This window comes from Pseudonocardia sp. CA-107938, from assembly GCF_050936315.1.
Classification (GTDB): Bacteria; Actinomycetota; Actinomycetes; order Mycobacteriales; family Pseudonocardiaceae; genus Pseudonocardia.
Map to the genome: position 1 here is coordinate 1,157,603 of NZ_JBNJNA010000001.1, position 26,311 is coordinate 1,183,913.

The 26,311-nt window shown below is 73.6% G+C and carries 28 protein-coding genes; 4 read left to right on the forward strand and 24 right to left on the reverse strand.

The genetic code is table 11. From position 1 onward, the window contains the following. Positions 1-4 precede the first annotated feature (4 nt). The 10 genes from panD to ftsH form a co-directional block, all read right to left on the reverse strand. The gene (gene panD, locus ACQEVB_RS05745) at positions 5-415 is read right to left on the reverse strand and encodes an aspartate 1-decarboxylase (protein WP_432966068.1); all 411 of its coding nucleotides are present in this window, start codon (positions 413-415) and stop codon (positions 5-7) included. Between the two features lie 11 nt (positions 416-426). After that, the gene (panC, locus tag ACQEVB_RS05750) at positions 427-1,299 is read right to left on the reverse strand and encodes a pantoate--beta-alanine ligase (RefSeq protein ID WP_432966071.1); all 873 of its coding nucleotides are present in this window, start codon (positions 1,297-1,299) and stop codon (positions 427-429) included. Next, on the reverse strand, positions 1,296-2,186 hold the full coding sequence (locus ACQEVB_RS05755; protein ID WP_432966074.1) for a Rossmann-like and DUF2520 domain-containing protein: 891 nt from the start codon (positions 2,184-2,186) through the stop codon (positions 1,296-1,298). The genes panC and ACQEVB_RS05755 overlap by 4 nt, the downstream gene beginning before the upstream one ends. 198 nt (positions 2,187-2,384) lie before the next feature. Beyond that, on the reverse strand, positions 2,385-3,710 hold the full coding sequence (locus ACQEVB_RS05760; protein ID WP_432966077.1) for a PrsW family intramembrane metalloprotease: 1,326 nt from the start codon (positions 3,708-3,710) through the stop codon (positions 2,385-2,387). A gap of 11 nt (positions 3,711-3,721) precedes the next feature. Next, on the reverse strand, positions 3,722-4,186 hold the full coding sequence (locus ACQEVB_RS05765) for a DUF3180 domain-containing protein (RefSeq protein ID WP_432966080.1): 465 nt from the start codon (positions 4,184-4,186) through the stop codon (positions 3,722-3,724). Positions 4,187-4,277: 91 nt separating this feature from the next. Beyond that, the gene (gene folK / locus ACQEVB_RS05770) at positions 4,278-4,769 is read right to left on the reverse strand and encodes a 2-amino-4-hydroxy-6-hydroxymethyldihydropteridine diphosphokinase (protein WP_432966082.1); all 492 of its coding nucleotides are present in this window, start codon (positions 4,767-4,769) and stop codon (positions 4,278-4,280) included. Further along, positions 4,766-5,128 (reverse strand): dihydroneopterin aldolase, encoded by a 363-nt coding sequence (gene folB, locus ACQEVB_RS05775; RefSeq protein WP_432966085.1) that lies wholly within the window; start codon positions 5,126-5,128, stop codon positions 4,766-4,768. The genes folK and folB overlap by 4 nt, the downstream gene beginning before the upstream one ends. Continuing rightward, positions 5,125-5,922, reverse strand: a complete 798-nt coding sequence (gene folP, locus ACQEVB_RS05780) for a dihydropteroate synthase (RefSeq protein ID WP_432966088.1) — start codon at positions 5,920-5,922, stop codon at positions 5,125-5,127. Before folP ends, folB begins: the two co-directional genes overlap by 4 nt. 32 nt (positions 5,923-5,954) lie before the next feature. Then, the gene (folE, locus tag ACQEVB_RS05785) at positions 5,955-6,539 is read right to left on the reverse strand and encodes a GTP cyclohydrolase I FolE (protein ID WP_432980173.1); all 585 of its coding nucleotides are present in this window, start codon (positions 6,537-6,539) and stop codon (positions 5,955-5,957) included. Then, the gene (ftsH, locus tag ACQEVB_RS05790) at positions 6,536-8,827 is read right to left on the reverse strand and encodes an ATP-dependent zinc metalloprotease FtsH (protein WP_432966091.1); all 2,292 of its coding nucleotides are present in this window, start codon (positions 8,825-8,827) and stop codon (positions 6,536-6,538) included. The genes folE and ftsH overlap by 4 nt, the downstream gene beginning before the upstream one ends. Positions 8,828-9,117: 290 nt before the next feature. On the opposite strand from ftsH, the gene ACQEVB_RS05795 reads away from it, so the two are divergent. Further along, positions 9,118-10,020: a serine protease gene (locus ACQEVB_RS05795; RefSeq protein ID WP_432966094.1), complete on the forward strand. Its 903-nt coding sequence runs from the start codon at positions 9,118-9,120 to the stop codon at positions 10,018-10,020. Positions 10,021-10,024: 4 nt separating this feature from the next. Here ACQEVB_RS05795 and hpt read toward each other — a convergent pair whose 3' ends face one another. The 4 genes from hpt to dacB all read right to left on the reverse strand — a co-directional run bounded on the left by hpt (position 10,025) and on the right by dacB (position 14,171). Next, the gene (hpt, locus tag ACQEVB_RS05800) at positions 10,025-10,576 is read right to left on the reverse strand and encodes a hypoxanthine phosphoribosyltransferase (protein ID WP_432966097.1); all 552 of its coding nucleotides are present in this window, start codon (positions 10,574-10,576) and stop codon (positions 10,025-10,027) included. Beyond that, a complete protein-coding gene (tilS, locus tag ACQEVB_RS05805; RefSeq protein WP_432966100.1) occupies positions 10,563-11,567 on the reverse strand; it encodes a tRNA lysidine(34) synthetase TilS in 1,005 nt (334 codons plus the stop codon). Before tilS ends, hpt begins: the two co-directional genes overlap by 14 nt. After that, positions 11,564-12,640, reverse strand: coding sequence for a zinc-dependent metalloprotease (locus ACQEVB_RS05810; RefSeq protein ID WP_432966103.1), 1,077 nt, complete (start codon positions 12,638-12,640; stop codon positions 11,564-11,566). The genes tilS and ACQEVB_RS05810 overlap by 4 nt, the downstream gene beginning before the upstream one ends. Positions 12,641-12,752: 112 nt before the next feature. After that, complete coding sequence (gene dacB, locus ACQEVB_RS05815; protein ID WP_432966106.1) at positions 12,753-14,171, reverse strand: D-alanyl-D-alanine carboxypeptidase/D-alanyl-D-alanine endopeptidase; 1,419 nt, start codon at positions 14,169-14,171, stop codon at positions 12,753-12,755. Between the two features lie 138 nt (positions 14,172-14,309). Here dacB and ACQEVB_RS05820 point away from each other — a divergent pair, with 138 nt between their 5' ends. Then, positions 14,310-14,831 (forward strand): inorganic diphosphatase, encoded by a 522-nt coding sequence (locus tag ACQEVB_RS05820; protein ID WP_432966109.1) that lies wholly within the window; start codon positions 14,310-14,312, stop codon positions 14,829-14,831. 12 nt (positions 14,832-14,843) lie between these two features. Here the strand turns inward: ACQEVB_RS05820 and ACQEVB_RS05825 are convergent, their stop codons facing one another. From ACQEVB_RS05825 to ACQEVB_RS05860, 8 genes are all read right to left on the reverse strand, one after another. Next, entirely contained in the window at positions 14,844-16,841 is a 1,998-nt protein-coding gene (locus ACQEVB_RS05825) for an MDR family MFS transporter (RefSeq protein WP_432966112.1), read from the reverse strand. Continuing rightward, complete coding sequence (locus ACQEVB_RS05830; protein WP_432966115.1) at positions 16,838-17,302, reverse strand: MarR family winged helix-turn-helix transcriptional regulator; 465 nt, start codon at positions 17,300-17,302, stop codon at positions 16,838-16,840. Before ACQEVB_RS05830 ends, ACQEVB_RS05825 begins: the two co-directional genes overlap by 4 nt. A gap of 99 nt (positions 17,303-17,401) precedes the next feature. Then, complete coding sequence (locus ACQEVB_RS05835) at positions 17,402-17,644, reverse strand: hypothetical protein (RefSeq protein ID WP_432966118.1); 243 nt, start codon at positions 17,642-17,644, stop codon at positions 17,402-17,404. Positions 17,645-17,752: 108 nt separating this feature from the next. After that, a complete protein-coding gene (locus tag ACQEVB_RS05840; RefSeq protein WP_432966121.1) occupies positions 17,753-18,967 on the reverse strand; it encodes an acetyl-CoA C-acetyltransferase in 1,215 nt (404 codons plus the stop codon). A 16-nt stretch (positions 18,968-18,983) separates the two neighbouring features. Next, positions 18,984-19,436 carry a MaoC family dehydratase gene (locus ACQEVB_RS05845; RefSeq protein WP_432966124.1) on the reverse strand — a complete coding sequence of 151 codons (453 nt, stop codon included), beginning with the start codon at positions 19,434-19,436 and terminating at the stop codon, positions 18,984-18,986. Between the two features lie 53 nt (positions 19,437-19,489). Beyond that, positions 19,490-20,506, reverse strand: a complete 1,017-nt coding sequence (locus ACQEVB_RS05850; RefSeq protein ID WP_432966127.1) for an NADP-dependent oxidoreductase — start codon at positions 20,504-20,506, stop codon at positions 19,490-19,492. After that, positions 20,503-21,411 carry an aldose 1-epimerase family protein gene (locus tag ACQEVB_RS05855; protein WP_432966130.1) on the reverse strand — a complete coding sequence of 303 codons (909 nt, stop codon included), beginning with the start codon at positions 21,409-21,411 and terminating at the stop codon, positions 20,503-20,505. The genes ACQEVB_RS05850 and ACQEVB_RS05855 overlap by 4 nt, the downstream gene beginning before the upstream one ends. 20 nt (positions 21,412-21,431) lie before the next feature. Beyond that, positions 21,432-22,688 (reverse strand): alpha/beta hydrolase, encoded by a 1,257-nt coding sequence (locus ACQEVB_RS05860; protein WP_432966133.1) that lies wholly within the window; start codon positions 22,686-22,688, stop codon positions 21,432-21,434. A gap of 82 nt (positions 22,689-22,770) precedes the next feature. On the opposite strand from ACQEVB_RS05860, the gene surE reads away from it, so the two are divergent. After that, positions 22,771-23,532 (forward strand): 5'/3'-nucleotidase SurE, encoded by a 762-nt coding sequence (gene surE, locus ACQEVB_RS05865; protein WP_432966136.1) that lies wholly within the window; start codon positions 22,771-22,773, stop codon positions 23,530-23,532. Positions 23,533-23,535: 3 nt separating this feature from the next. Here the strand turns inward: surE and ACQEVB_RS05870 are convergent, their stop codons facing one another. Then, entirely contained in the window at positions 23,536-23,925 is a 390-nt protein-coding gene (locus tag ACQEVB_RS05870) for a hypothetical protein (protein ID WP_432966139.1), read from the reverse strand. Between the two features lie 81 nt (positions 23,926-24,006). Between ACQEVB_RS05870 and ACQEVB_RS05875 the strand changes: the two genes are divergently transcribed. Next, positions 24,007-25,191, forward strand: coding sequence for a PIN-like domain-containing protein (locus ACQEVB_RS05875; RefSeq protein ID WP_432966142.1), 1,185 nt, complete (start codon positions 24,007-24,009; stop codon positions 25,189-25,191). Here the strand turns inward: ACQEVB_RS05875 and ACQEVB_RS05880 are convergent. Further along, a complete protein-coding gene (locus ACQEVB_RS05880) occupies positions 25,166-26,311 on the reverse strand; it encodes an acyl-CoA dehydrogenase family protein (protein ID WP_432966145.1) in 1,146 nt (381 codons plus the stop codon). The genes ACQEVB_RS05875 and ACQEVB_RS05880 overlap by 26 nt on opposite strands.

Consider the following 26,311-nt stretch of genomic DNA (forward strand, 5'->3'; position numbering starts at 1 on the left):
GCGGCTACACCAGCGCGCCGGAACGGAGGCCCGACCCGGCCGGGGCGTGCGCGGGGTCGCTGCCCTGCTCGACGATCCGGTTGGCCGCGTCGACGAACACCACCCGCGGCGCGTAGCTCTCCAGCTCCTTCTCGTCGAACTGACCGTAAGCGATGAGGATCACCAGGTCACCGGGGTGGACGAGGTGCGCGGCGGCACCGTTGATGCCGATCACGCCGCTGCCCCGCGGACCCTCGATCACGTACGTCTCCAGGCGCGCGCCGTTCGTGATGTCGACGATCGCCACCTGCTCGCCCTCCAGCAGGCCGGCCGCGTCCATCAGGTCGCGGTCGACGGTCACCGAGCCGACGTAGTGCAGGTCGGCCTGCGTCACCGTCGCGCGGTGGATCTTGGAGGTCATCATCGTGCGCAGCATCGCCGGTCCTCTCAGAGCGCGATCGCGATGTTGTCGATCAGGCGGGTGCCGCCCAGCCGGGCGGCCACGAGCAGCCGGCCCGGCGCGCCGACCCGCGGCGGGCCGAGCTCGGCGTCGGTGAGCTCGAGGTAGTCGACGTCGAGCGCGGGCTCCTGGTCCAGCACCGCGCGCGCGGCGGCGAGCACGGCGTCCGGTCCGTTCGCCGAGACGCCCGCACCGGCCTTCAGGGCGCGGTGCAGCGTCGGGGCCCGCTCACGATCCTGCGGGGACAGGTACGCGTTGCGCGAGGAGAGCGCCAGCCCGTCCGGCTCGCGGACCGTCGGCACGCCCACGACGTGCAGCGGGAAGTCCAGGTCGCGCGCCATCTTCGTCACGAGCACGAGCTGCTGGTAGTCCTTCTCGCCGAAGAACGCGACGTCCGGCCCGACGATGTGGAACAGCTTCGCCACGACCGTCAGCACGCCGGCGAAGTGGCCGGGCCGCACCGCCCCCTCCAGGCGCGCGCCCAGCGGGCCGGCGTGCACCTTCGTCTCGGCGCCCTCGGGGTACATGTCCGCGACCTCGGGCACGAACACCAGCTCGACACCCTCCTCCCGGCAGGCGGCCAGGTCGGCCTCCAGCGGGCGCGGGTAGCGGGCAAGGTCCTCGTTCGGGCCGAACTGCAGCGGGTTCACGAAGATCGACACGACCGGGACGACGGCGCCGGCGGCGCGGCGGGCGTGCCGGATCAGCTCGCGATGACCCTCGTGCAGCGCGCCCATCGTCGGCACGAAGACGACCTTGCGGCCGGCCCCGCGCAGCGTGCGGGTGATCTTGTTGAGCTCCGCGGGTGAGCGGTGGACGGTCAGCTCGCCCGTGGTGTAGCCGCGACGCGTTGTGGTCACTCGTCCTCCAGGATGCTGCGCACGTCCTTCGCGGTGTGGTCGGGCAGCAGGCCGGCCGCCTCCGCCCGGTGCACGGTGCGCTCCGCCAGCGCGCGGTAGGTCCGCGCCAGGTCGGGGTCGGTCTCGGCGAGCACCCGCAGGTGCGTGCGGACGGTGTCGACGTCGCCGCGGGCGACCGGGCCGGTCAGCGCGCGGTCGCCGTGGCGCAGCGCGTTGTCCAGCGCTGCCGACAGCAGCGGGGCCACCAGCCGCTCCGCCGGCGTCACCCCGGCCCGTTCCAGCAGCTCGACGCAGTCGCGCACCAGCGTGACCAGGTGGTTCGCGCCGTGCGCCAGCGCGGCGTGGTAGAGCGGGCGCACGTCCTCGGGGATGCGCACCGGCTCCGCCCCCAGCTCGACGGCGAGCGCCTCGCCGACGCTCCAGCCGACCTCGTCGCCCAGCGCGGCGGTGACGCCGACGCAGCAACCGGCCAGCCGGGCGACGTCCTCCGTGCGGCCGGTGAACGTCATCGCCGGGTGCAGGGCCAGCGGGAGCACCCCGCGCTCCGTCGCCGGGGCCAGCGGCGCCACCCCGGAGGCGCCCGAGGTGTGCACCACGATCTGCCCGGGGCGGAAGCAGTCGGCCGCCGCCAGGCCCGTCACCAGGCCGGGGAGCACGTCGTCCGGCACGGCGAGCAGCACCAGGTCGGCGGCGGACGCCACCTCGTCAGGTGGCAGCAGCGGTACGTCCGGCAGGAGCACCTCGGCGCGGCGCACGGACTCGCGGGAGACCCCGGACGCACCGGTCACGTGGTGGCCGGCGGCCGCCCAGGCCGCGCCCAGAACCGCCCCGACCCGGCCGGCGGACACGATGCCCACCCCGAGGCGGGCAGGTCGGCCTGCAGCCATGCGCGTACTCCTTCGTTCCAGTCCCGCAGCTCGGGTACCGGACGATGCCGCACCTCCGTCGGTACGGCGAGCACAGGCTAGACGCGCGTGTCGCGGCGTGGCGACAGTGCGTGACGTCCTTCACGACGTCACACACCGAGTGGGGACCTCACACAGGTTGCAGCATGTGCGAGGTCCGCACTGGATGTGTGAGGTCGCTCAGCGGGGGCCGTGCGGCCAGCTCTGGGGCGGCAGGTTGGGCGGAAGCGGGCCGTAGTGCTGACGCTGGCCGCGGGCCGGACCGGGCGGGGGCGGCGTCCACTGCTGCTGCGAACCTGGCCGGGCGCCGCTGCGCGGGCCCCCGTGCCGCAGCGCGACGGTGAGCGCCTGCGGGTGCCCGACGGCCGCCAGCCGCGCCGACAGCAGCTCGGCCAGCGCCTCCTCGTGCCACAGCGCGCCCAGCTTGCCCGCCGAGCCCCGGTTCATCCGGGCCCGCAGGAACGCCATCTCCGTGACGGCCGCCTGGTAGCGCGCCACCGCCTTCTCCACGTTGCGCCCGGACTGGCGGCGCACCGCGGTCCGCCAGTTGCGCCGCCCCGCCAGGCTCGACAGCAGCGTGATCTCGCTCGGCGAGATCCACCCCGCCTGGGCGAACCCGGGTAGCTGCTCGACGACGGTGCGCTGCTCCCGGCGACGCTGCCACACGGCCAGCACGATCAGGCCGATGAACACCGGCAGCATGACGAACCCGTACACGCCGATGAACCCGCCGCCGCCCCCGAGCGTGCCGGACGCGTTCCACAGCCCGTGCAGGAGCACCGCCGCGACGTACCCGACGGGCAGCGCCAACCAGGACGCCGATCCCCGGCGGCCGGCGGCGACGATGCCCGCGGCGATGCCCGTCATCGACGTGAACAGCGGGTGCGCGAACGGGGAGAACACGCAGCGCAGGATGACGACGGTGAGGGTGGCCGGCCCCTGCGCGTCCTCGCCGAAGGTGCGGCCGATGTAGAGGATGTTCTCGGTGAACGCGAACCCGGCCGCGGTGATGCCGGCGTAGACGATCCCGTCGGTGATGCCGTCGAACTCGCGCCGCTTGAACAGCAGCAGCCCGACGACGAACGCGCCCTTGACCGCCTCCTCGACGATCGGCGCGACCACCGAGACCGTGATCAACGAGCCGGACTCGGCGCCCAGCCGCGCGTCGAGCAGCACGCCGGCGACGGAGTTGAGCACGATCGCGATGCAGGCCGCGACGCCGGCGCCCCACACGAAGCCGGACAGCAGCAGGTGCGGCGGTTCCGGCTCCCACCGGTCGATCCACAGGAACGCCGCCACCACGGGCCCGACGGGCAGCAGCGCGAGCAGTGCCCCCAGCAGCACGCCGCCGGGGCCCACCTCGGCCTGCACGATGCCGATCGCGACGAGCACGAAGAACGCGAGCACGACCAGCACCACGACCGGCCCGAGCACGAACCGGCGCTGCCGGGTCTGCGTCGGCATCTGCTGCGTGTACCGGGTGAAGCCGGTCATGACCTGCGCCATGTCGCGAAAGCCTACGGGGCGGGGTCGGGGCCGTCGGCAGGATCGTCCGGGGCGCGCAGGCAGTGCTCCAGCCACAGCGCGGCACCGACGAGCGCCAGCGCGCAGACCAGGCCGACGGCCGCCGATGCGGTGTCGTCGGCGGCGGCGGTGATGTCCGCGGCCCGCGGCGCCGTGTACGACAGCAGGCCCAGCCAGCAGCCGGCCAGCACCGCACCCGCGACCGACGACGCCTTCGCCACCAGCACCGCCCTGGCCGCCACCAGTGGCTGGACGGGGCGGGTACCCGGCTCGTGGCGGATGCGCGCCCGGAACAGGTACCCGGCGACGGCCTCGGCGACCGCGAGCACCCCGAACGTCGCGCCGGCGAGCAGCGGGAACGCGGGCAGCGAGCCGTAGGTCAGGCGGACGAGCAGGTTCGCGAGCAGCCCGACGACGAGCCCGATCGCGAGCAGATCCCGGGGCTTGGTGGGGGTCACGGCCGCCCCCCGTTGCGTTGATCATGGGCAAAACGTCGCTCAGGAAGATCCACTGGCCACGTTTTGCCCATGATCAACGCCACCTTCCGCGTCACACCAGCACCACGGGCGTGCGGCGCATGCCGGCTTCCGCGTCCGGGCCGAGCGCGGCCAGCAGGTCGGCGACGCGGCCGTGGCCGGGCAGCGCCGCCTCCGGGTCGACGTCGAGCCAGGGCCGCAGCACCGTCGCCCGGTCGGGGGTGCCCGGGTGCGGGAGCAGCAGCTCGGGGTCGTCGCTGGTGACGCCCTCGACGTGCACGACGTCGACGTCCAACGTCCGCGGCCCCCAACGCACCTCGCGCACCCGCCCGGACGCGTTCTCCAGCGCCTGACCGCGGCGCAGCCAGCCCCACGCGTCCGTGCCCGGGTCCGCGACGACGAGGACGGCGTTGAGGAAGTCCGGCTGCTCCACGCCACCCCAGGCCGCGGTCTCGTACACCGGCGAGGCGGCCACGAGCACGTCGGCGAAGCCCGCGACGGCGGCCCGCAGGTGCGCCTCCCGGTCGCCCAGGTTCGAGCCGAGCGAGAGCACCGCGCGGGTCATGCCCGACTCCGGTGCACGACCACGGCGACGTCGGCGAACTGCAGCGGGATCGGCGCGCTCGGCTTGTGCAGGGTGACCTCGACCGCCGCGACCCGCTGATCGGTGAGCACCTCGTCGGCGATCGCGCCCGCGACCGTCTCGATGAGGTCTCGCGGCTCGCCGGCGACGACGGCCGCCACGCGTTCGGCGAGCTCGCCGTAGTGCAGCGTCTGCGCCAGGTCGTCCGACGCCGCGGCCGGGGCGAGGTCGAGCCACGCCGTCACGTCGACGACGAAGTCCTGCCCGTCGCGGCGTTCGAAGTCGAACACGCCGTGGTGGCCGCGGACGGTGAGACCGCGCAGCTCGATGCGGTCGCTCACCGTGCGCCGTCCCACGCGGCCGCGACGGCGACGGCGTCGAGGGACTCGGCGACGTCGTGCACCCGCACCCCCCACGCACCGGCGTGGGCGGCCAGGCCGCTGATCACCGCGGTGGCGAGGCCACGACCCTCCATCGGCCGCTGGGTGCCGTCGGGGGCGGCCAGCAGCTCCCCGAGGAACCGCTTGCGCGAGGCCCCCACCAGCACCGGCAGGCCCAGGTCGGTGAACCGGTGCAGCCCGCGCAGCAGCGCCCAGTTGTGCTCGCCGTGCTTGGCGAAGCCGAGCCCGGGGTCGATCACCAGCGCCGCCGGGTCGACGCCCGCGGCCACCGCGGCGTCGATGCGCTGCCGCAGCTCGGCCCGCACCTCCTCGACGACGTCGACGTACTCCGCCCGCTCGCCCATCGTGGCGCTCGGGCCGCGGCCGTGCATCAGCACCCACGGCACCCCGAGCGCCGCCACCGTCTTGGCCATCGCGGGATCGGCCAACCCGGCGGACACGTCGTTGACCAGCACCGCACCCGCCTCGACGGCCGCCTCGGCCACCGAAGCCCGGGTGGTGTCGATGCTGACCTGCACACCCTCCGCGGCGAGGTCCGCGACGACGGGCAGCACCCGCGCCGCCTCCACCTCGAGGTCGACCCGGCCAGCACCGGGCCGCGTCGACTCCCCGCCGACGTCGACCAGGTCGGCACCCGCCGCGTGCATGCGCACGCCGTGCGCGACCGCGGCGTCGTGGTCGAAGAAGAGACCACCGTCGGAGAAGGAGTCGGGGGTGACGTTGAGGATCCCCATCACGACGCACCGCCCGGGCCGGGGCAGTGGCATCAACTGCCCCTGATCAGCGCGAGCGCCTCGGCGCGCGACGACGGGGAGGTCTGGAAGAGCCCCCGCACCGCCGACGTGGTGGTGGTGGAGCCGGGCTTGCGGATGCCCCGCATGCCCATGCACAGGTGCTCCGCCTCCATCACGACGATGACGCCGCGCGGGTCGAGCTTGCGCACCAGCGCGTCGGCGACCTGGCCGGTGAGCCGCTCCTGCACCTGCGGCCGACGCGCGTACAGATCGACCACCCGCGCGATCTTCGACAGCCCGGTGACCCTGCCCTCGGTGTTGGGGATGTACCCGACGTGCGCGTGTCCGTGGAACGGCACCAGGTGGTGCTCGCACGTCGAGAACATGGGGATGTCGCGCACCATGATCAGTTCCTGGTGCTGCTCGTCGAACGTCTTCTCCAGCACGGTGTCGGGCTCGGTGTAGAGCCCGGCGAAGATCTCCTCGTACGCGCGCGCGACCCGCGCCGGGGTGTCGCGCAGCCCCTCGCGATCAGGGTCCTCCCCGATCGCGATCAGCAGCTCCCGGACGGCGGCCTCGGCGCGTGGCCGGTCGACCCCCTGTGTGGTCTCGCTCAGCGCCTGCCGCCCTCGTCGGGCCCCGTTCCGCTGCCGTTGGTGTCGCGGCGCTCGGACTCGGGACGACCCGGGGCCGCCCACGGCGAGCCCGGACCGGTGACGGGCTGCGGCTCGGCCGGCGCCGGTGGCGCGACCTGCCCGCCCGGCTGCTGCCACTGGCGCTCCGCCGGCGGCCAGGTCTGCCCCGACGGCGTCGTGGCGGGCCGCCAGTCCGGTGGGGCACCGTAGTTGTGCGGGACGGCGCTGGGCCGCGGATCGGGCGCGGGCGCGCGCCCGTTCGGGCCCGGGACCGGCACCGCGCCGTTGCCACCGGGGTACGACCCGACGGGCGTGGGCTCGGGCTTGGCCTCGAGCTGCGGCGGCCACGGCTCGCCGCGCTCCTTCGCCAGCTCGGCCGGCGACTGGATCGGCGGCTTGTCGGACGGGGTGCGACCACCGAAGTCGTTGAACGCGGTGATGCGCGGGCGCTTCTCCACCGAGCCGAAGATGCGCTCGAGGTCCTTGCGGGTGAGCGTCTCCTTCTCCAGGAGCTCGAACACCAGCTCGTCGAGCACGTCGCGGTAGGTCCTGAGGATCTCCCACGCCTCGGTGTGCGCGGCCTCGATCAGCGCGCGCACCTCCTCGTCGATCTCGTGGGCGACCTCGAGCGAGTAGTCGGCCTGCTTGCCCATCGAGCGACCGAGGAACGGGTCGCCCTGCTCGCTGCCGTACCGGACGGCGCCGAGCCGGGCGCTCATGCCGTACTCGGTGACCATGGCGCGGGCGATCTTGGTGGCCTGGTCGATGTCGGACGACGCGCCGGTGGTGGGCTCGTGGAAGACCAGCTCCTCCGCGGAACGACCGCCCATCGCGAACACCAGGCGACCGATCATCTCGGAGCGGGTCATGAGGCCCTTGTCGTCCTCGGGGACGACGAGCGCGTGGCCGCCGGTGCGGCCGCGGGGCAGGATCGTGAGCTTGTAGACCGGCTCCAGGTCGGGCATCGCCCACGCGGCGAGCGCGTGCCCGCCCTCGTGGTACGCGGTGATCTTCCGCTCCTGCTCGGAGATGATCTTGCCCTTGCGCCGCGGGCCGCCGACCACGCGGTCGACCGACTCCTCCAGCGCGGCGGCCGTGATCAGCGAGCCGTTCTCGCGCGCGGTGAGCAGGGCGGCCTCGTTGATGACGTTGGCCAGGTCGGCGCCGGACATCCCGACGGTGCGCTTGGCCAGCCCGTCGAAGTCGACGTCGCCGGCGAACGGCTTGCCCTTCGAGTGGACGGCGAGCACGGCCTTGCGACCGGCCAGGTCGGGCGCGCTGACCGGGATCTGCCGGTCGAACCGGCCGGGCCGCAGCAGCGCCGGGTCGAGGATGTCGGGCCGGTTCGTGGCCGCGATCAGGATGATGCCGCCGCGCGCGTCGAACCCGTCCATCTCGACGAGCAGCTGGTTCAGCGTCTGCTCGCGCTCGTCGTGGCCGCCGCCCAGGCCGGCACCGCGCTGGCGGCCGACCGCGTCGATCTCGTCGACGAAGATGATGCACGGGCTGTTCTGCTTGGCCTGCTCGAACAGGTCGCGGACACGGCTCGCACCGACACCGACGAACATCTCGACGAAGTCGGAGCCGGAGATCGTGTAGAACGGCACGCCCGCCTCGCCCGCGACCGCGCGGGCCAGCAGGGTCTTGCCGGTGCCGGGCGGGCCGTAGAGCAGCACGCCCTTCGGGATCTTCGCGCCGAGCGCCTGGTAGCGGCCCGGGTTCTGCAGGAAGTCCTTGATCTCGTACAGCTCTTCGACGGCCTCGTCGGCGCCCGCGACGTCGGCGAAGGTCGTCTTCGGCATGTCCTTGTTGAGCTGCTTCGCCTTGGACTTGCCGAACGACATGACCCGGTTGCCGCCCTGGGCGTTGTTCATCATCCAGAACAGGATGAGCAGCACCACGCCGAGCGGGATCAGGTAGATCAACATCGTGACCAGGAACGAGTCCTGGCGCACGGCAGTGTTGAACTCCGGCTTGTTCGGGGCGTTCTGCAGGCTCTGCACGATCTGGCCACCGGTCTGCGCCGGGTACTGGCTGATGATCTTGTCGGAGCCGTTGTACGGGGAGGTGAGGTCGAGCCGGAGCCGCTGCTCACGGTCCTCGACCAACGCCTTCGACACCTTGCCCTGGTCGATCTGCTGCAGGGCGACCGACGTGGGCACCGGGGTGTAGCCGCGGGTGTCGTCGAAGAGCACGCTGAACGTGAAGTAGACCAGGATCGCGGCGAGGATCCAGACCAGTGGGTTGCGGAGAATGCGCTTGCGGTCCATGCGGCAGCGGCCGAGTGGCCTTCACCCTCCCTGGCTGATCTCTCATACGGCGCGGAACGGCGCAAATGGACCGACCCTGAGTTCGCCAGGATAGCGGGCCGCTGGTAGTGCTGCGTCGCCGCTCCGTGCGGGCGTCGGTGGCCCACGGTGCGTGTGCTGTCAACGGCCGGGGCGCGGCCCGTGTTCCCCTTGCGGCATTAACCACAATGGAGGCATATCCGTAGGTCCGCACGGTCGTTGGTACCCCAGTCGGGCCAGCGGGGGCCTGGGCATGGCGGAGGGGTGCACTGATGGCGTTCGGCACGCGCGGATTGGCTGCAGCAGCGACAGCGATCGGGGTGATCACCCTCAGCGCGGTCGCGGCGCCGATGGCGGCGGCAGCTCCCGTCGCGCCCACGGCGCCGGCGGCGAACGCCCCGATCCGGCCTGGCGTGAACACCACCACCGCCGGTGGCGGCACCTGCACCAGCAACTTCATCTTCACCAGCGGTGACACCACCTACCTCGGGCAGGCTGCGCACTGCGCCGGCACCGGCGACGCCACCCAGACCAACGGCTGCTCCGCCGGCACCGGCGGGATCGGCACCCCCGTCACGATCGACGCCGCCGACGGCACCAAGCGCGCCGGCAAGCTCGCCTACAGCTCGTGGGTCACGATGCAGAGCCGCGGCGAGACCGACCCCGACACCTGCGCCTTCAACGACTTCGCGCTGGTGGAGATCGCCGCAGCGGACGCCGACGACGTCAGCTCGAGCGTGCCGTTCTTCGGTGGGCCCACGGGCCTGCGCGACGCCGGGCTGCCCCTCGGCGAGCAGGTCTACAGCTACGGCAACTCGCCGCTGCGCCTCGGCATCGAGCTGCTCAGCCCGAAGGTCGGGGTGTCCGCGGGCGACGAGGGCAAGGGCCGCGCCCACACCGTCTACACGCTGACCCCGGGCGTCCCCGGTGACTCCGGCAGCGCGTTCCTCGACAGCAAGGGCCGCGCGTTCGGCGTGCTGTCCACGCTGAACCTGGCGCCGCTGCCCGCGAGCAACGGGGTGGCCGACCTCGCCAAGGCCCTCGCGTACGCCAACGAGCACGGCGACATCGGTCACATCCAGCTGGTGCCCGGCTCGCAGCCGTTCACGGCCACCCCGGTCGGGGTGCCGGCGATGGCGCTGGCGGCGCCGGCGGGCCCTGCCCTCGGCAGCTGAGTACCTACCGGTACACGGACGGGTCGAGCGTGCCGATGAACGGCAGGTCGCGGTAGCGCTCGGCGTAGTCCAGCCCGTACCCGACGACGAACTCGTTGGGGATGTCGAAGCCCACGTACTTGACGGGCACGTCGACCTTCACCGCTTCCGGCTTGCGCAGCAGGGCGCACACGTCCAGCGAGGCCGGGCCGCGCGTCTCGAGGTTCTTGAGGAGCCACGACAGCGTCAGGCCCGAGTCGATGATGTCCTCGACGATGAGGACGTGCCGGTCGGCGATGTCGCGGTCGAGGTCCTTCAGGATCCGCACGACGCCCGACGACGACGTCGACGAGCCGTACGAGCTGACCGCCATGAACTCCAGCTGCACCGGCAGCGGCAGCGCCCGCGCGAAGTCGGTCATGAACATGACCGCGCCCTTGAGGACCCCGACGAGGAGCAGGTCGGAGCTGGTGCAGCGGTCGGCGTAGTCGGCCGCGACCTGCTGGGCGAGCTCGGCGGTCTTGGCGCGGATCGCCTCCTCGGTGACCAGTTCTGCGGCGATGTCACCGTCGTACACGGGGGCTGTCCCTCCGGGGTCGGGGTGCGGTGGGGCCACCGGCCGGCCAGCCGATGGGGAGCACGTGGAGCCTGCCATGTGCGCGGTGCAGCTCGCAGCCGCCAGGTAGGGCGACGCCGGACGCGTCCCGCTGCCGGGTGACGAGCCGGTCCGCGGCGAGCAGGTGTTCTGCCGTGAGCCGGGTGACGCCGCGTTCACCCAGCCAGGTGCGCAGCGCGCGGCGGCGCAGCGCGGGCGCGGCAGCGGCGAGGACGGCGCAGTCCAGCCCGTCGCCGGCGCGGGCGGTGGCGAGGAGGTCGGCGGCCAGGGCGTCGAGCAGGTCGGTGTCCTCGCGGAGCTGGTCGGCGGTGCGGGCCAGCGCCTCGGCGACCCCGCCGGCCAGCACGTCCTCGAGGAGGGGCAGCACCTCGTGGCGCAGCCGGACCCGGGTGAACCGGGGGTCGCTGTTGTGCGGATCACTCCACGGCTCGACGCCGAGCTCGGCGCACGCGGCGACGGTGTCCGCCCGGCGCAGCCGCAGCAACGGACGCAGCCACGGCTCCTGCCAGACGCGCATGCCGGCGAGCGAGCGGGCGCCCGAACCGCGGCCGAGGCCGAGCAGGACGGTCTCGGCCTGGTCGTCGAGGGTGTGCCCGAGCAGCACCGGCGAGTCGGGGTGCGGGCGCGCGGACTCCAGCGCGGCGTAGCGGGCCCGGCGCGCGGCCGCCTCCAGCCCGCCGCTCCCCTCGACGCGGACGGCGTGCACCTCCGCCGGCACGCCCAACCCGGCCAGTCGCTCGACGGTGGCGGCCGCCTGCGCGGCCGATCCGTCCTGCAGCCCGTGGTCGACGACCGCGGCACGCGCGTCGTTCCGGACGGCCCGGACGGCCGCGGCCAGCGCGACCGAGTCCGCACCGCCGGAGCAGGCGACGAGCGGCGGCGCGGCGCGAACGGTCGGCGGCAGGGTGCCCAGCGCGTCGCGGACGGCGCGGGTGACGGCCCGCAGGCTCATGCCATGCCGTGCACTCGGCGCAGCCACGTGCCCGGCTCGGCCAGCTCCGCGCGCGTGGGGAGCGTGTCGGGGGTCTCCCAGACGCGGTTGAAGCCCTCCATGCCGGCGGCCAGCACGACGTGGTCGGTGAACGCCTTCCCCACGGCGTACTGGCGCACCTTCGCCTCCACGCCGAGCAGCGCGCGCAGGAACCGGTCGATGATGCCGCCGCCGCGCCGGCGCTGCGTGAACCGCGCGCGGATCGTGGCGACCGCGGGCACGACGTCGGGGCCGACGGCGTCCATGACGTGGTCGGCGTGCCCCTCCAGCAACGTGGTGACGGCCAGCAGCCGGTCCAGGACCGCCCGCTGCTCAGGGCCCTGCAGCGCCTCGACGACGGCCAGCGAGTCGCCCTTCGCCGCGCGCAGCGCCCTGACCAGCTCGGGCAGCCGTTCCGCGGAGAACGTGCGCTGCGCGTCGGCCAGCGACAGCAGCTTCGCCACCTCGCCGGCGAAGTAGTCCCGCAGCCACGGCACGGCGGTGAACTGCAGGCGGTGCGTGGCCTCGTGCAGGCAGACCCACAGGCCGAAGTCGGCGGCGGGCACGTCGAGCGCCACCCGTGCGGCGTGCACGTTCGGGGCGACGAGCAGCAGCCGGCCGCCCCCGTCCGGCCCGCCGAACGGGTCGTACTGGCCGAGCACCCGGCCACCCAGGTACGCGACCAGGCCGCCGATCTGCAGGCCCGCCGTGCGGCTCGTCACCACGCGGGCGACGTTCGGCACCTCAGGGATGACGGCGGCCGCGGTCAGCGTGGCCATCCCGGCGATCGCAGCGGCCGACCAGTCCTTGCGGTCCACCACGTCCGCCGGCAGCAGCGGCAGCCCGTGACCGAGCCCCGTCACGTCGCGGACGTGGCCCTCGGCGACCGCCGCGTCCGCCCGCAGCCGCCGCACCAGCTCGACCGCCTCGTCCCGGGACGTGTCAGGACCCGGCCCGACGAGCCGACCGGCCGTCCGCCTGGCCAGCTCCCAGTCGACCGGGAGGCCACGGGTGGTGCCGGGGGGCTGCCCGTCGAGGGTGTTGTCGACCGTCACTCCTACACGCTACGTGGCCTGGCCGCGCCCCGCCCGACCCTCACGGTCAGGCAACGGCCCAGCCGGACCCCGCGAGACTCGCCCCGCCGAACGCGGGACTCGCCCGCGGGGGCTATCGGCAGCCGCAGGCCGAGAGGGCGGCGGCGAGGTCGTCCAGCCGTGGGCGGACGGCGGCGGGCGAGCCGCCGTTCGACATGAGCGCGAAGACGAGGAGCCGCCCGTCCTTGTCCGTGACGACGCCGGCGAGCGAGCTGACGTCGGTGAGCGTGCCGGTCTTGGCGCGGACGACACCACGACCGTCGGCGGAGGCGGCGTCGTCGCCGAAGCGGGTGGCGAGCGTGCCGTCGCCGCCGGCGACGGGCAGGCCGGACAGGATCGGCCGGAGGAACTGCACGTCCTGCGGCCCCTTGGCAGGCGTGGCCGCCGCGGTGAGGACGGCGCCGAGCACCCGGGAGGAGACCCGGTCCTTCGTGGAGAGGCCGCTGCCGTCGAACATCTCGGTGCCGGTGGTGTCGATGCCGGCCTGGGCGAGCGCGGCGAGGCTCTCCTTGGCGGCGCCGGCGAAGTCCGCGGTGCCGCCGCGGGCCTTCGCGACCTCGTGGGCGAGCACCTCGGCCAGCACGTTGTCGGACGCGCGCAGCGCGTTCTCCACCAGCTCGCTGACCGGCGCCGACGTCACGGCGCCGAGCACCTTGGCGTTGGGGTTGGCGGTGGTCTCGGCCACCTGCTTCGCGTCGACGCCGAGCAGCTCGGCGAACGCCTGGCCGGCCGCCTTCGCCGGCTCGGCGACGCGTTCGCCGTCCTGGGCGGTGGGGTCGACGCGGCCCCCGTCGAGCATCAGCGGCTCGATGGGAGTGATGTAGCCGCCCTTGATGTCGGCCGGGTCCCAGCCGGGGGCGACGCGGTCGCCGGAGTAGCGGCTGGTGTCGATGAGCACGCGGGTGATCGGCGTCTTGACGGCGGCCTTCACCTTGCGGGCGAGATCGACGAGCCGCGCGGGCTCCGGGTAGACGCCCTCCTTGCCCTCGGGCAGCGCGGTCAGGGTGGGGTCGCCGCCACCGACCAGCACGACGGTGCCCGCGTCCGGGCCGGCCACCACCTTCGTGATGAGCCCGGAGGTGGTGTCGAGGGAGAGCAGCGCGGCGGCCGCGGTGATCAGCTTGCCGGTGGAGCCGGGGACCAGCGACCGCTCGGAGCTGTGGTCCCACAGCACCTCGCCCGTGTTGGCGTCGCGGACGACGCCGGTGACCTTGCCCGGGATGGCGTCGAGCGGCTTCTCCAGCGCGGACGCCAGCGCCGCCGCCGTCGGGACGGGCGCGGTGGCGGCGAGCGGGGCGAGCGCCAGCTGCGGCACGGGCGGCAGCGGCTTGTCCGCGGAACCGTTCAGCTTGGCCAGCACGGCGGGCGCGGCGAGGGCGATCGTGCCGCCGATCGCACCGGCCGCGACCAGCACGACCAGCACGATGGCCAGCCTGCGAAGGCCCCGACCGGGCACCCGCGCCGTGTCGCCGATCTTCCGGCCCAACCCCACGTGTCGCCTCCGCCTCGCAGCCGGTGCCCGTCGCGTCGGCCCGGTAGCCCAGAATAGGGGTAGGCGCCGGAGCCGGTCGCTGCGACCGGTGCCCGGGCGCATGCATGCCGTCACCGACAAAGCAGGAGAGCCGTAGCCGTGGACTTCGACGTCTTGATCGAGATTCCCAAGGGGGGGCGCAACAAGTACGAGGTGGACCACAAGACGGGGCGCATCCGGCTCGACCGGACCCTCTTCACCGCCACCCAGTACCCCGCCGACTACGGGTTCATCGAGGACTCCCTCGGTGAGGACGGGGACCCGCTCGACGCGCTCGTGCTGGTCCAGGAGCCGACGTTCCCCGGCTGCCTGATCCGTTCGCGCGCCATCGGCATGTTCCGCATGAAGGACGAGAAGGGCGGCGACGACAAGGTCCTCTGCGTCCCCAGCGACGACCCGCGCCAGGAGCACCTGCGCGACATCCACCACCTGCCCGAGTTCGACCGCGCCGAGATCCAGCACTTCTTCGAGATCTACAAGACGCTGGAGCCGGGCAAGAGCGTGGAGGGCGCCACCTGGGTGGGCCGCGCCGACGCCGAGCGGGAGATCCGCGCGTCGTGGAAGCGGGCGAAGGACGCGGCCGCGGCGGAGGGCGAGGCGGAGGGCGAGGCGGGCCACTGACCGCCGCGGACCTCAGCGGTCGGCGGTGTCCAGGCCCAGGAGCTGCTGGACCTGGGCCTGGCTGAGGCCCTGGGCCATCAGCTCCTCCACGGCGGCGGCGAGCGCTGCCTCCTTCTCCGTGACGTCGCGGCGCGCGGCCCGCAGCGCGTCGCGGGCCCGTTCGGCGTCGCCGACCACGGCGAGCGCCCGCTCGGGGTCGGGCAGCAGCATGGCGAGCAGCCGGTCCCGGACGTCGGGGACGGGCTCGGCGCGGTCCAGGACAGCCACGCGCACCGGCTCGGCGGCCCCGCGCGGGCGCGCGGGCTGCGCGGCCTCCGCCGGCACCGCGATCGGGGTCGCGGTCGCGTCGACGGTCTCGACGGGGCTCGCTGGAGCCTCGGCGGCGCGCTCGTCGGCGGCGCGGGCGTCGACGCCCGACTGGCTGCGCAGCGGCACCTCCTTCATCGCGAGCACCGCGACCAGCGCGAGCACCAGCACCGCGGCCGCACTGAGGAACACCACGCCGAGCGAGCCGGCGAAGCCCTCGAGCACCGGTCGGGCCAGCACCGGATCGGCGTGGCTGAGGAACGACGAGTCGTCCAGTGCCGGCGCGCCGCCGCGGGCGTCGAGGATCGGGGCGTTGGCAGGGTTCGCGAGCACCGCCGGATCGGCCAGCCGGGCCCGGAACGCCGGGTCGCCTGCCGCCGCGCGGAAGGCGTCGGCGACGCGCTGGCCGACGGTGCTGAACAGCAGCGTCAGGAAGACCGCCGTGCCGACGGTGCCGCCCATCTGCCGGAAGAACGTGGCGGAGGCGGTGGCCACGCCCATGTCGCGCGGCGGCATCGCGTTCTGCAGGGCGAGCACGAGCGGCTGCATGATGCCGCCCAGGCCCCAGCCGACCAGCACCATGACGAGCGCGACCTGCCAGTACGGCGTGTCGACGCCGATCCGGGAGAGCAGCGCGATCCCGACGATCATCAGGGTGACGCCGAGGACCGGCCAGACCTTGTAGCGCCCGGTCCGCGAGATCATCCGGCCGGAGGTGATCGACATGCTCATGATGCCGAGCACCAGCGGCAGCGACTGCAGCCCGGCCTCGGTCGGCGTGGCCCCCTTGACGATCTGCAGGTAGAGCGGCAGCAGCGCGATGGCACCGAACATGCCCATACCGGTGATGAAGCCGGCGAACGTGCCCCACGCGAACACACCGGTGCGGAAGAACCGCAGCGGGAGCAGCGCGTCGTCGCCCATCAGGCGCTCCACCAGCAGGAACGCGAGGATGCCGAGCGCGCCGACGCCGTAGCAGGCCAGCGCGAGCTGCGACGTCCAGCCCCAGGTGCGGCCCTGCTCGGCGACGATCAGCAGCGGCACCAGCCCGACGACGAGCGCGAGCGCGCCGAACCAGTCGATGCGCCGCACGCGCTTGGTGTGCGGGACGTTGAGCACCTTGGTGACGACGACCAGTGCGATCAGCCCGAGCGGCACGTTCAGCAGGAAGACCCAGCGCCAGCCGGTGATGCCGAGGATCTCCGGGGTGCCGGCGAACAGCCCGCCGAGCAGCGGCCCGGCCACGCTCGACGTGCCGAACACGGCGACGAAGTAGCCCTGGTAGCGGGCGCGCTCGCGAGGCGCGACGATGTCGCCGACGATCGTCAGCGCGAGCGAGAACAGCCCGCCGGCGCCGAGGCCCTGCAGCCCGCGGAACACCGCCAGCTCGTACATCGACCCGGCGAACGAGCAGGCAACGGAGCCGAGCACGAAGATCGAGATGGCGGTGAGGAACAGCGGCTTGCGACCGAAGAGGTCGGAGAGCTTGCCGTACAGCGGCGTGGTGATCGTCGCCGTGATCAGGTAGGCGGTGGTGGCCCAGGCCTGCAGGGACAGGCCGTGCAGGTCGTCGGCGATGGTGCGGATCGCGGTGGAGACGATCGTCTGGTCCAGCGCGGCGAGGAACATGCCGATCATCAGGCCGGCGAAGATCGTGAGGATCTGCCGGTGGCTGAGCGACGGGGTCGGCGCCGGGGCGGTCATGCGTGTGCTCCTCGGGACTTGTACTCCTCGAAGTCGGTCACGAACCGCCCCAGCAGCTCGGCGAGTGCGGTGCGGTCCGCGGGGCTCCAGCTCGCGAGCAGCTGCGCGATCGACGCGGTGCGGCGGGCGCGGTTGGTCTCCAGCACGCGGCGGCCCTCCTCCGTGGCGGCCAGGCGGCTGGCGCGGCCGTCGTCGGGATCGGCGGTGCGCTCGACGTAGCCGAGCTTGACGAGGTGACCGACCTGGCGGCTGATCGTCGACGGGTCGGAGTGGACGGCGTCGGCGAGCGCGCCGGCGCGCTGCGGCCCGTCCTTCACGAGGTGGACGAGCAGCAGGTACGTGGCCCGCTCGATGGCATCGGGTCCGTGCGGCTGGGCCTGGACGCGCTCCACGAGGCGGACCAGGCGGATCAGGTGGGAACCGACCGCCTCTGCGACGGCGAGTTCGGCCGGATCAGGCACGGGCCCCTCTTATGTGCGGCATACAACAACTTGTACCCCGCAAGCATGCATCGACGAGCGCCGGTCGGCAACCAGGATCCCCCGGAGGAGGTGACGCCCTCAGGCGAGCAGTTCGCGCCCCGCCGGCGTCAGCACCGCCGGTACCAGCGGCAACGACGGATCCGGCGCGACCAGCAGACCGGCCCGCACCAGGCGGTGCGCGGCGGCCGTGTCGGCGCAGAGCAGGCCGTCGACGAGCAGGACCGGCTCGCAGCCGGTGCCGAGCTGGCAACGGCCGTCGGCGACCGCGCGCAGCAACGCGCGATCGCGGCCGGTCAGCGTGAAGGTGTCCATGGCTGCCATGGTTCGACCGAACTCCTCAGGTCACCGTTCGCGTCCCGATGGAGAAGTCGTACCGAAGTCGACAGATGTTTCGGCGCCCGACAGGCACACGTCGCCGAACGGACCCGATCAGGCGACCTTCTCGAAGAGCGCCGCCAGACCCTGACCGCCGCCGATGCACATGGTCTCCAGCCCGTAGCGGGCGTCGCGGCGCACCATCTCCCTGGCCATGGTGGCCAGGATGCGGGCGCCGGTGGCGCCCACGGGGTGGCCGAGCGAGATGCCCGAGCCGTTGACGTTGAGCCGCTCGAAGTCGGCGTCGACGAACTTCCACTCGCGCGTGCAGGCCAGCGCCTGCGCCGCGAACGCCTCGTTCAGCTCGATCAGGTCGACGTCGGCGAGCGTCACCGACGCCGCACCCAGCGCCTTCGCCACGGCCGGCACGGGACCGATGCCCATGGTGGCCGGCGGCACCCCGGCCACCGCCCACGACACCAGCCGCACCAGCGGCCGCAGGCCCAGCTCCTGCGCCTTCTCCGCGCTCGTCACGACGCAGACGGCGGCGCCGTCGTTCTGCCCGCTCGCGTTGCCCGCGGTGACCGTCGCCTCCGGGTCGTCGCGGCCGAGGATCGGGCGCAGCGCGGCGAGCTTCTCCACCGACGAGTCGGGGCGGATGTGCTCGTCGTGCTCGACGACGGTGTCGGCCTTACGACCCTTCACCGTGATCGGCACTATCTCGTCGGCGAACCGGCCGGAGGCCTGGGCTGCGGCTGCGCGCTGGTGCGAGCGCACCGCGAACTCGTCCTGCTCCTCCCGCGGGATGCGGTACTCGCGGCGCACGTTCTCCGCGGTCTCCAGCATCCCGCCGGGCACCGGGAAGTTCTTGCCGCCCGCGGTGCTGCGGCCGCGGGCGAGCGCGTCGTGGAGCATGACGCCGGGCCCGGCCTTGGCGCCCCAGCGCATCGACGTCGAGTAGAACGGCGCGTTCGACATCGACTCGGCGCCGCCGGCCAGCACGACCTCGGCCGCGCCGGTCTGCACGGCCATCGCCGCGTTCAGCACGGCCTGCAGCCCCGAGCCGCAGCGGCGGTCGAGCTGCGAGCCGGGCACGGTGACGGGCAGGCCCGCGTCCAGCGCCGCGACGCGGCCGATAGCCGGCGCCTCGGACGTCGGGTAGCAGTGCCCGAGCATGAGGTCGTCGATCACGTCGCCGGACAGGCCGGTGCGCGCGATCACCTCCCGCACGACGGCCGCGGCGAGCTCGTGCGCCGGCACGTCCCGCAGGGAACCCCCGAAGCCACCGACCGGGGTCCGTATCGGCTCACAGATCACCGCGTCACGCATGTCGCCTCCGTAACCCTCAGAAGTACTGGCGGCCGAGCCACTCCGCGACCAGTGCCGGTCGCTCGGAGCCCTCGATCTCGACCGTCACGTTGTTGACGACCTGCAGCCCGCCACCCGCTTCGGTCACGTCGCCCAGCGCCACGACGGCGCGGATCTTGCTGCCGACGGGAACCGGTGAGGTGAAGCGGACCTTGTTGAGGCCGTAGTTGACCCCCATCTTGACGCCCTCGACCCGGTAGACGCCCTTGATGAGGGCCGGCAGCAGCGACAGCGTCAGGAAGCCGTGCGCGATCGTCGTGCCGAAGGGGCCTGCGGCCGCCTTCTCCTTGTCGACGTGGATCCACTGGTGGTCGTCGGTGGCATCGGCGAACAGGTCGATCTGCCCCTGCTCGACGGTGATCCACTCGCTGGCCCCCACCTCGGTGCCGGCCGCTGCTCGTAGTTCGTCTGCTCCGTTGAAGACGCGCATGTCACTCCTGACGGTCGCTGGGTGCGCTTTCCACTGTCACACGCTTGCTCGGTTCAGCCCTCGGTGATCTGCAGCACCAGCTTGCCGGTGTTGGCGCCGCGGAACAGCATCCGGAACGTCTCCGGGAACGCGGTGAGGTCGCCCTCGACGACGTGCTCGCGGCTGACCAGCCGGCCGTCGGCGATCCATCCGGCCATCTCCGCCGCGGCTGCGGGGAACCGCGCCGCGTAGTCGAACACGAGGAAGCCCTCCATGCGCGCTCTCGCCGCGATCAGGTTGAGGTAGTTGGCCGGCCCGGTGGGGCGGCCCTCCGCGTTGTACTGGCTGATCCCGCCGCAGATCGGCACCCTCGCACCGCGGCGCAGGCGGGCCAGCGCAGCGTCGAGGATCTCGCCGCCGACGTTGTCGAAGTAGACGTCGATGCCGTCGGGGCAGGCCTCGCGCAGCGCCCGGCTCACCTTCTCGGCCTTGTAGTCGATCGCGACGTCGAACCCGAGCTCCTCGGTGAGCCACGCGCACTTCTCCGGGCCGCCCGCGATGCCGATCGCCCGGCCACCCTTGATCTTCGCCAGCTGCCCGACGACGCTGCCGACCGCGCCCGCGGCACCGGACACCACGACCGTCTCGCCGTCCGCCATCGCACCGACGTCGAACAGGCCGAAGTAGGCGGTCATGCCGGTCATGCCGAGCGCACCGAGGTGCGTGGTGAGCGGGGCGAGCCCGGTGTCGACGCGGGTGACGCCGCGCCCGTCGCTGACCGCGAACTCCTGCGCCCCGAACGTGCCCGTGACGTGCGTCCCCTCGGGGAAGTCCTGGTGCCTGGACGCGACGACCCGGCCCGCGCCCAGCGCCCGCATGACCTCGCCGATGCCGACGGGTGGCAGGTAGCTGGGCCGGTCGTCGAGCCAGCCGCGCATGGCCGGGTCCAGCGACAGGTGCGAGATCGCCACGACGAACTCGCCGTCGCCGGGCTCCGGCACGTCCTCGGTCGTGAACTGCCAGATCTCGTCGGCCGGCTCGCCGGTCGGACGCTGCGCGAGCCGCAGCTGGCGGTTGCTCTGCTCGGTCATCCGCTGATACCCCATGTTCCGGTCCAGGTCTCGCCGGGCGCGAGAGTGATCAGCCCGGCGCCGGAGTTGAGCGCGTCGGGCGGGCAGGTCATCGGCTCGATCGCGACCGCGCGACCGCGGCCGGGGAACTCCGGCGGCGTGAACACCTGCACGTAGCCGAACGCCAGGTCCGCCCACACCTCCACGTGCCCGTCCGGGCCGTCGAGGCGGTGCCGCACCTTGTCGTCGCCGGCGGCCGGCGCGCACCCGCCGTACGCGTGGTCGACGACGAGCCCTGCCATCGGCTTCCCGCGCAGGTCCACGTCGGGGTGCTCGTCCAGCGGCGTCGCGGGGCCGGTCGGGATGCCGCCGTCGAGCGGCAGCACCGAGGTGGCGGAGATCGTGATCGTGCAGTCGTCGGTGGCGCTGGACCCGGCCCGCACGTACGGGTGGGCGCCGACCCCGAACGGGACGGCGGCCGCGCCGACGTTGATCACGGTGTGGGTCACGGTCAGGCCCGCGTCGGACACGGCGTACCGGATGCTCGTCGCCAGCGGGACCGGCCAACCCGGCTGCGGCGCGACCGTCGCGTGCAGGGTGATCGCATCCGTCGAGCGCTCCCCGACGCGGTAGAGGGTGAAGCGCAGCAGCCCGTGGATGGCGTTGCCGGCGTCGGGCTCGGTGAGGGCCAGCTGCTGGCCGGCGCCGTTCCACGTCCAGCGACCGCGGGCGACGCGGTTGGGCCACGGCACGAGCACCGTGCCGGCGCCCTTCGGCGGCCGGTCCTGCTCGTCGAACGTCTCCACGAGCGGCCGCGATCCGACGACGAGCGAGCGCAGGCCCGCCCCCACCTCGGTGACGACGGCCCTCGTGGCCCCGGAGACGATCTCGAACTGCTCGCCCGTCGCGGGCATCGGGGTGCGCACGGCCGGAGCCTACGTCCCCGTCACGGGGGTAGGCCGGTGCGGCGGGCGAGCAACGGGAGGAACTCCGTCACGGCCTCGCCCGCCTGCGCCCACGTGTGGCCGCCCGGCCGTTCGGACAGGGTCACATCCATCCCGGCGGCGCGAGTGGCGGCGGCCACCTGCTCGGCCTGCGGGCGGTACACCGGGTCGTCGGCGCCGACGAGCAGCAGGCCGGCGCTGCCCGGGTACCGGCGCGCGGCCAGCTGCGGCAGCGGGTTCACGGCGCGGAACGCCGCCTCGTCACCGCCGAAGGTGGCCGCGACGGTGCGGGCGTGGTCGCCCAGCGTCGGCTCGGCCTGCCCGGAGACGTCGAGGAACGTCGGGTAGACGTCCGGGCGCCGGACCGCGAGCTGCAACGCGCAGGTGCCGCCGAAGGAGAACCCGCCCACCGCCCGGCCCGGCCCGACCTGCAGGTGGCTGCCGATCCACGCCGGCACGTCGACGGTCAGGTAGGTCTCGGCGCGCCCGAGCCGCGAGTCCATGCACAGCGGGTTGGCCAGCGACGCACCCGTCGCGTCCGGTACGACGACGACGGGGGCGAGACCGGCGTGCGCGGCCGCCCACTGGTCGAGCACCTGCGCGAGCCGCCCGGCGAGCAGCCAGTCGTCGGGGCCGCCGGGCTGGCCCGGCACCAGCACGAGCACGGGCAGGAGCGGCCGGCTGCTCGCCAGGTAGGCGGGCGGCAGGTAGACCCAGGCCGGGCGGGCGGCGAACCCGGACGCGACGCCCGGCACGTCGACCCGGGCGATGCGACCGGTGCGCGGCATGTCCGGCGGCGGCACCCAGCCCGCCACCGCGGCAGGGGGCTCGGTCCGCGGCACGCTGTCGAACGGCACCTCGTTCGCGGCGGGCAGGCCGAGCACCCCGGCCAGGGTGGTGCGGTAGCCGTAGAACGCGTTGACCTTCATCGCGCACATGCCCACCACGAGCAGCGCCCCGACCAGGGCGATCACGACGTGCCGGCGGTCGACGAGCCGGCCGACCGCGGCCGCCACCGCCGCGACCCCGATGGCGATCCAGACCAGCACCCGCGGCGGCAGCGCGTCGGGGAACAGCGGCACGACCGCGAGCGCCACCGCGGTCAGGACCGCACCCAGCACGCCGACGCCGACGCTGATCGGCACCGTGCGCGTCCACCAGCGGCGGTCCCGCCGGGCGAGCAGCACGAGCCCGCCGATCGCCCCGGCCACCGCGATGGCGGTGGGCAGCGGGCCGGCGATCAGCGGCGCGTCGAGCACCGGCGCGAGCAGCGCGACTCCCTCCGTGACGGTCGTCGCGACGCGGGCGCAGGACCGGTCGGCTCGCCTACCGTGTGATGGCGTGCCCACATCTCGCCGGCTGCGCGCCGTGATAACCAACGACGACGGTATCGAATCACCCGGGTTGTGGGCGCTCGCCACGGCCGCCCGCGAGGCCGGGTTCGAGGTGACGGTCGCGGCGCCGCACGTCGACACGAGCGGTGCCGGTGGCTCCGTCCTCGCCGTCCGCGACGACGACGGGCACGTGCGCGTGCACCGGCGCGACCGCGACGGCATCACCGGCTACGCCGTGGAGGGCCACCCGGCGTTCATCGCGCTCTCCGTGGCCCGCGGCTGGCTCGACGCGCCGGACGTGCTGCTGTCGGGCATCAACCTCGGCCAGAACACCGGCCGCGCCATCCTGCACTCGGGCACGGTCGGCGCCGCGCTCGCCGCGGGGCTGCAGGGCATCCGGGCGCTGGCCGTCTCGCAGGGCATCGGCTGGCCACCCAACCCGAACCCGCGGTGGGACAGCTCCACCAGCCTCCTGCCGGGCGTGCTGGACACCCTGCTGGCCGCGCCCGAGGGCACCGTCCTCTCGCTGAACGTGCCCGACCTCCCCGTCGACGAGCTGGGCCCGCTGCGCGAGGCGGAGCTCGCGCCTGCGGGCACGGTGCAGGTCCGGGTCACCGAGGGCGAGGGACGGCTGCGCACGGAGTACCTGGGCTCGGGTCAGGAACCCGGCCCGGAGTCCGACGTCGCCCTGCTGGCGGCCGGCCACCCCACCGTCACCAGCCTCACCTCGGTGGAGGCGATCACCGGCCTGCTGGCGGGCTCCACCTGACGATCAATGGGCGTCCTTGCCGGTGAGCTCCAGCTCCAGCCGGTCGGCGAACTCGACGACGAGCCGGAACGGCTTCTCGAACCCGTCCAGCTCGGTGTCGCCGAGCGGGATGGAGTGGCGGAAGAGCACCAGGTCACCCTCGGCGATCACGCCACCGACGATCGATTCGCCCGCCCGCTTCAGCAGGACGGCGAGATCCAGCTCGTCCAGCTGCCCGATCGGCGAGGTGATCTGGGCCCACGGATGACCGTCCTCGCCGGTGACCGACAGGACCTTGACGATCTGGGTGCGCTCACCGGTGGTGGGCAGGTTGAACCACAGCTCACCGTCCTGCTGGCGCATGATCTCGTAGCGGACCCGCACATAGGTCACCAGATCGTCCCAGCCGGCCACGCTGCCTCCAGAGTTCGCGGATCCCGGACCGGACCGTACCGCTTGTGCCCGATTCGTCGAGCCTGCGGTTCGATCTCCGACATGGCGCACTTGCGGGGGATGTACGAGGACTTCGCGGGCCATCGGGTGCCGGACGATCTCGAGGTGGCGAGCGCGCTGCGGTCGGCGATGGTCGTGGTCGACACCAACGTCCTGCTCGACCTCTACCGCTTCAGCGACGCCACCCGCGAGGCGATGCTGAAGGTGCTCTCCCGGCTGGGTGGTCGGCTGTTCGTGCCGCACCAGGTGATGCGGGAGTTCTGGCGCAACCGGCTCGACGTGGTGAGCGGTCGCGGCCGGGCCGCCGAGGAGACGTTGGAACGGATCGACCTGCACCTGGGCGCGACCGCGACGACCGTCCGGGCCTGGGCGACCCCGGCGGGGGTGGCCGGACCCGTCCGGGACGAGCTGCTGGGACGGATCGCCGCGGTGCAGCAGGACCTGCGCGACGCGGTGACGGAGCAGCGGCCGGTGCCGGTGGACCCGCGTGGCGTCGCGGACCCGGTGCTGGACCGTCTGGAACGGCTGCTGGCCGGCCGGGTGGGCCCGGCGCAGGACGCCGCCGAGTGGGCGGACGCGATCGCCACGGGCCAGGACCGGATCGAGCGGCGGGTCCCGCCCGGCTACCTGGACGCCGAGAAGAGCGGGACCCCGGAGGGCGGCACCGGCGACTACCTGATGTGGAGCCAGTCGATCGCCGAGGTGGCCCGCCGCGGCACCGATGGCCTCGTGCTCGTGACCGGTGACGGCAAGCCGGACTGGTGGGTGCGCCGCGGGCCGGTGTTCGTGGGACCGCGCCCGGAGCTGTCGGACGAGCTGTGGACGGAGTGCGGCGCCGGGCTCACGCTGCTGCGGCCCGTCGACCTGCTGCGGCACGCCGGCGAGCTGGGCGTGCCGGTCACGGACGCGTCGATCGCGGAGGCGGGTCGGGTCTGGGCCCGCTCGCCGTGGACGGCCGACGGGATCGCCCTGTTGCTCGCGCGCTGCGCCGCGGAGGGCCTTCCGCACGCTGACGTGATCCGAGCGGCGGTCGCCCAGGGCGGGTTCGTCGAGCACGCCGTGCCGGATCCGGCGGCGTACGTCCGGCCGGTGGACCGGATCACCACGGACCTGCAGGTGGCCGGCCTGGTCGCCGCGGACGTCGCGCCGGCGTTGACCCCGGCGCGCGCCGCCGCGCCGGGGTTCCGGGTGGCCTACGAGTTCACAGCCCCAGCTGGCGCGCGATGAGCATGCGCTGCACCTCGGACGTGCCCTCGCCGATCTCGAGGATCTTCGCGTCGCGGTAGAAGCGGGCGACGGGGTACTCGTTCATGAAGCCGTAGCCGCCGAAGATCTGGGTGGCGTCGCGGGCGTTGTCCATCGCCGCGTTGGACGCGACGAGCTTCGCGATCGCCGCCTCCTTCTTGAACGGCTCGCCGCGCAGCATCTTGGCCGCGGCCGCGTAGTAGGCCAGGCGCGCGGTGTGGGCGCGCACCTCCATGTCGGCGATCTTGAACTGGATCGCCTGGTAGCGGCCGATGGCCTGGCCGAACGCCTCGCGCTCGCGGGCGTAGCGCAGCGACTCGTCGACGCAGCCCTGCGCGAGCCCGACCGACAGCGCGGCGATGGCGACGCGACCCTCGTCGAGGATCGAGAGGAACTGGGCGTAGCCGCGGCCGCGCTCGCCGACGAGGTTCGCCTCCGGCACGCGGCAGTCGTCGAAGAACAGCTCGCGGGTGTCGGACGCCGACCAGCCGACCTTCGAGTACTTCTCCGAGAACGTGAACCCGGGCGTGCCGGCAGGGATCAGGATCGCCGAGATCTCCTTGCGGCCGTCGCTCAGCCCGGTGACGGCGGTGACCGTGACCAGCGACGTGATGTCGGTGCCGGAGTTCGTGATGAACGCCTTGCTGCCGTTGACGACCCACTCGCCGTCGTCGACGCGGGCGGTGGTGCGGGTGGCGCCGGCGTCGGAGCCGCCGCCGGCCTCGGTGAGCCCGAACGCGCCGAGCTTGCGGCCCGCGGCGAGGTCGGGCAGCCACTGCTGCTTCTGCTCCTCGGTGCCGAACCGGTAGATCGGCATCTCGCCCAGCGAGACCCCGGCCTCCAGGGTGATCGCCACGGACGAGTCGACGCGGGCCAGCTCCTCCAGCGCCAGGCAGAGGGCGAAGTAGTCGCCGCCCATGCCGCCGTACTCCTCGGCGACGGGCAGGCCGAACAGGCCCATCTCGCCCATCTTCGCGACGATCTCGTACGGGAACTCGCCGCGCTCGTACAGGTCGCCGATGACAGGGGCGACCTCCTTGCGCGCGAAGTCCTCGACGGTGGCGCGCAGCGCCGCGTGCTCCTCGCTCAGTTCGAGGTCCAT

Coding starts and splice junctions, on each gene's coding strand:
- panD (WP_432966068.1), bottom strand. CDS start 415: ATGCTGCGCACGATGATGACCTCCAAGATCCACCGCGCGACGGTGACG.
- ACQEVB_RS05755 (WP_432966074.1), bottom strand. CDS start 2,186: ATGGCTGCAGGCCGACCTGCCCGCCTCGGGGTGGGCATCGTGTCCGCC.
- ACQEVB_RS05760 (WP_432966077.1), bottom strand. CDS start 3,710: ATGGCGCAGGTCATGACCGGCTTCACCCGGTACACGCAGCAGATGCCG.
- folK (WP_432966082.1), bottom strand. CDS start 4,769: ATGACCCGCGCGGTGCTCTCGCTCGGCTCGAACCTGGGCGACCGGGAG.
- folP (WP_432966088.1), bottom strand. CDS start 5,922: ATGGGGATCCTCAACGTCACCCCCGACTCCTTCTCCGACGGTGGTCTC.
- ftsH (WP_432966091.1), bottom strand. CDS start 8,827: ATGGACCGCAAGCGCATTCTCCGCAACCCACTGGTCTGGATCCTCGCC.
- ACQEVB_RS05795 (WP_432966094.1), top strand. CDS start 9,118: ATGGCGTTCGGCACGCGCGGATTGGCTGCAGCAGCGACAGCGATCGGG.
- tilS (WP_432966100.1), bottom strand. CDS start 11,567: ATGAGCCTGCGGGCCGTCACCCGCGCCGTCCGCGACGCGCTGGGCACC.
- ACQEVB_RS05825 (WP_432966112.1), bottom strand. CDS start 16,841: ATGACCGCCCCGGCGCCGACCCCGTCGCTCAGCCACCGGCAGATCCTC.
- ACQEVB_RS05835 (WP_432966118.1), bottom strand. CDS start 17,644: ATGGCAGCCATGGACACCTTCACGCTGACCGGCCGCGATCGCGCGTTG.
- ACQEVB_RS05840 (WP_432966121.1), bottom strand. CDS start 18,967: ATGCGTGACGCGGTGATCTGTGAGCCGATACGGACCCCGGTCGGTGGC.
- ACQEVB_RS05845 (WP_432966124.1), bottom strand. CDS start 19,436: ATGCGCGTCTTCAACGGAGCAGACGAACTACGAGCAGCGGCCGGCACC.
- ACQEVB_RS05850 (WP_432966127.1), bottom strand. CDS start 20,506: ATGACCGAGCAGAGCAACCGCCAGCTGCGGCTCGCGCAGCGTCCGACC.
- ACQEVB_RS05875 (WP_432966142.1), top strand. CDS start 24,007: ATGGCGCACTTGCGGGGGATGTACGAGGACTTCGCGGGCCATCGGGTG.
- ACQEVB_RS05880 (WP_432966145.1), bottom strand. CDS start 26,311: ATGGACCTCGAACTGAGCGAGGAGCACGCGGCGCTGCGCGCCACCGTC.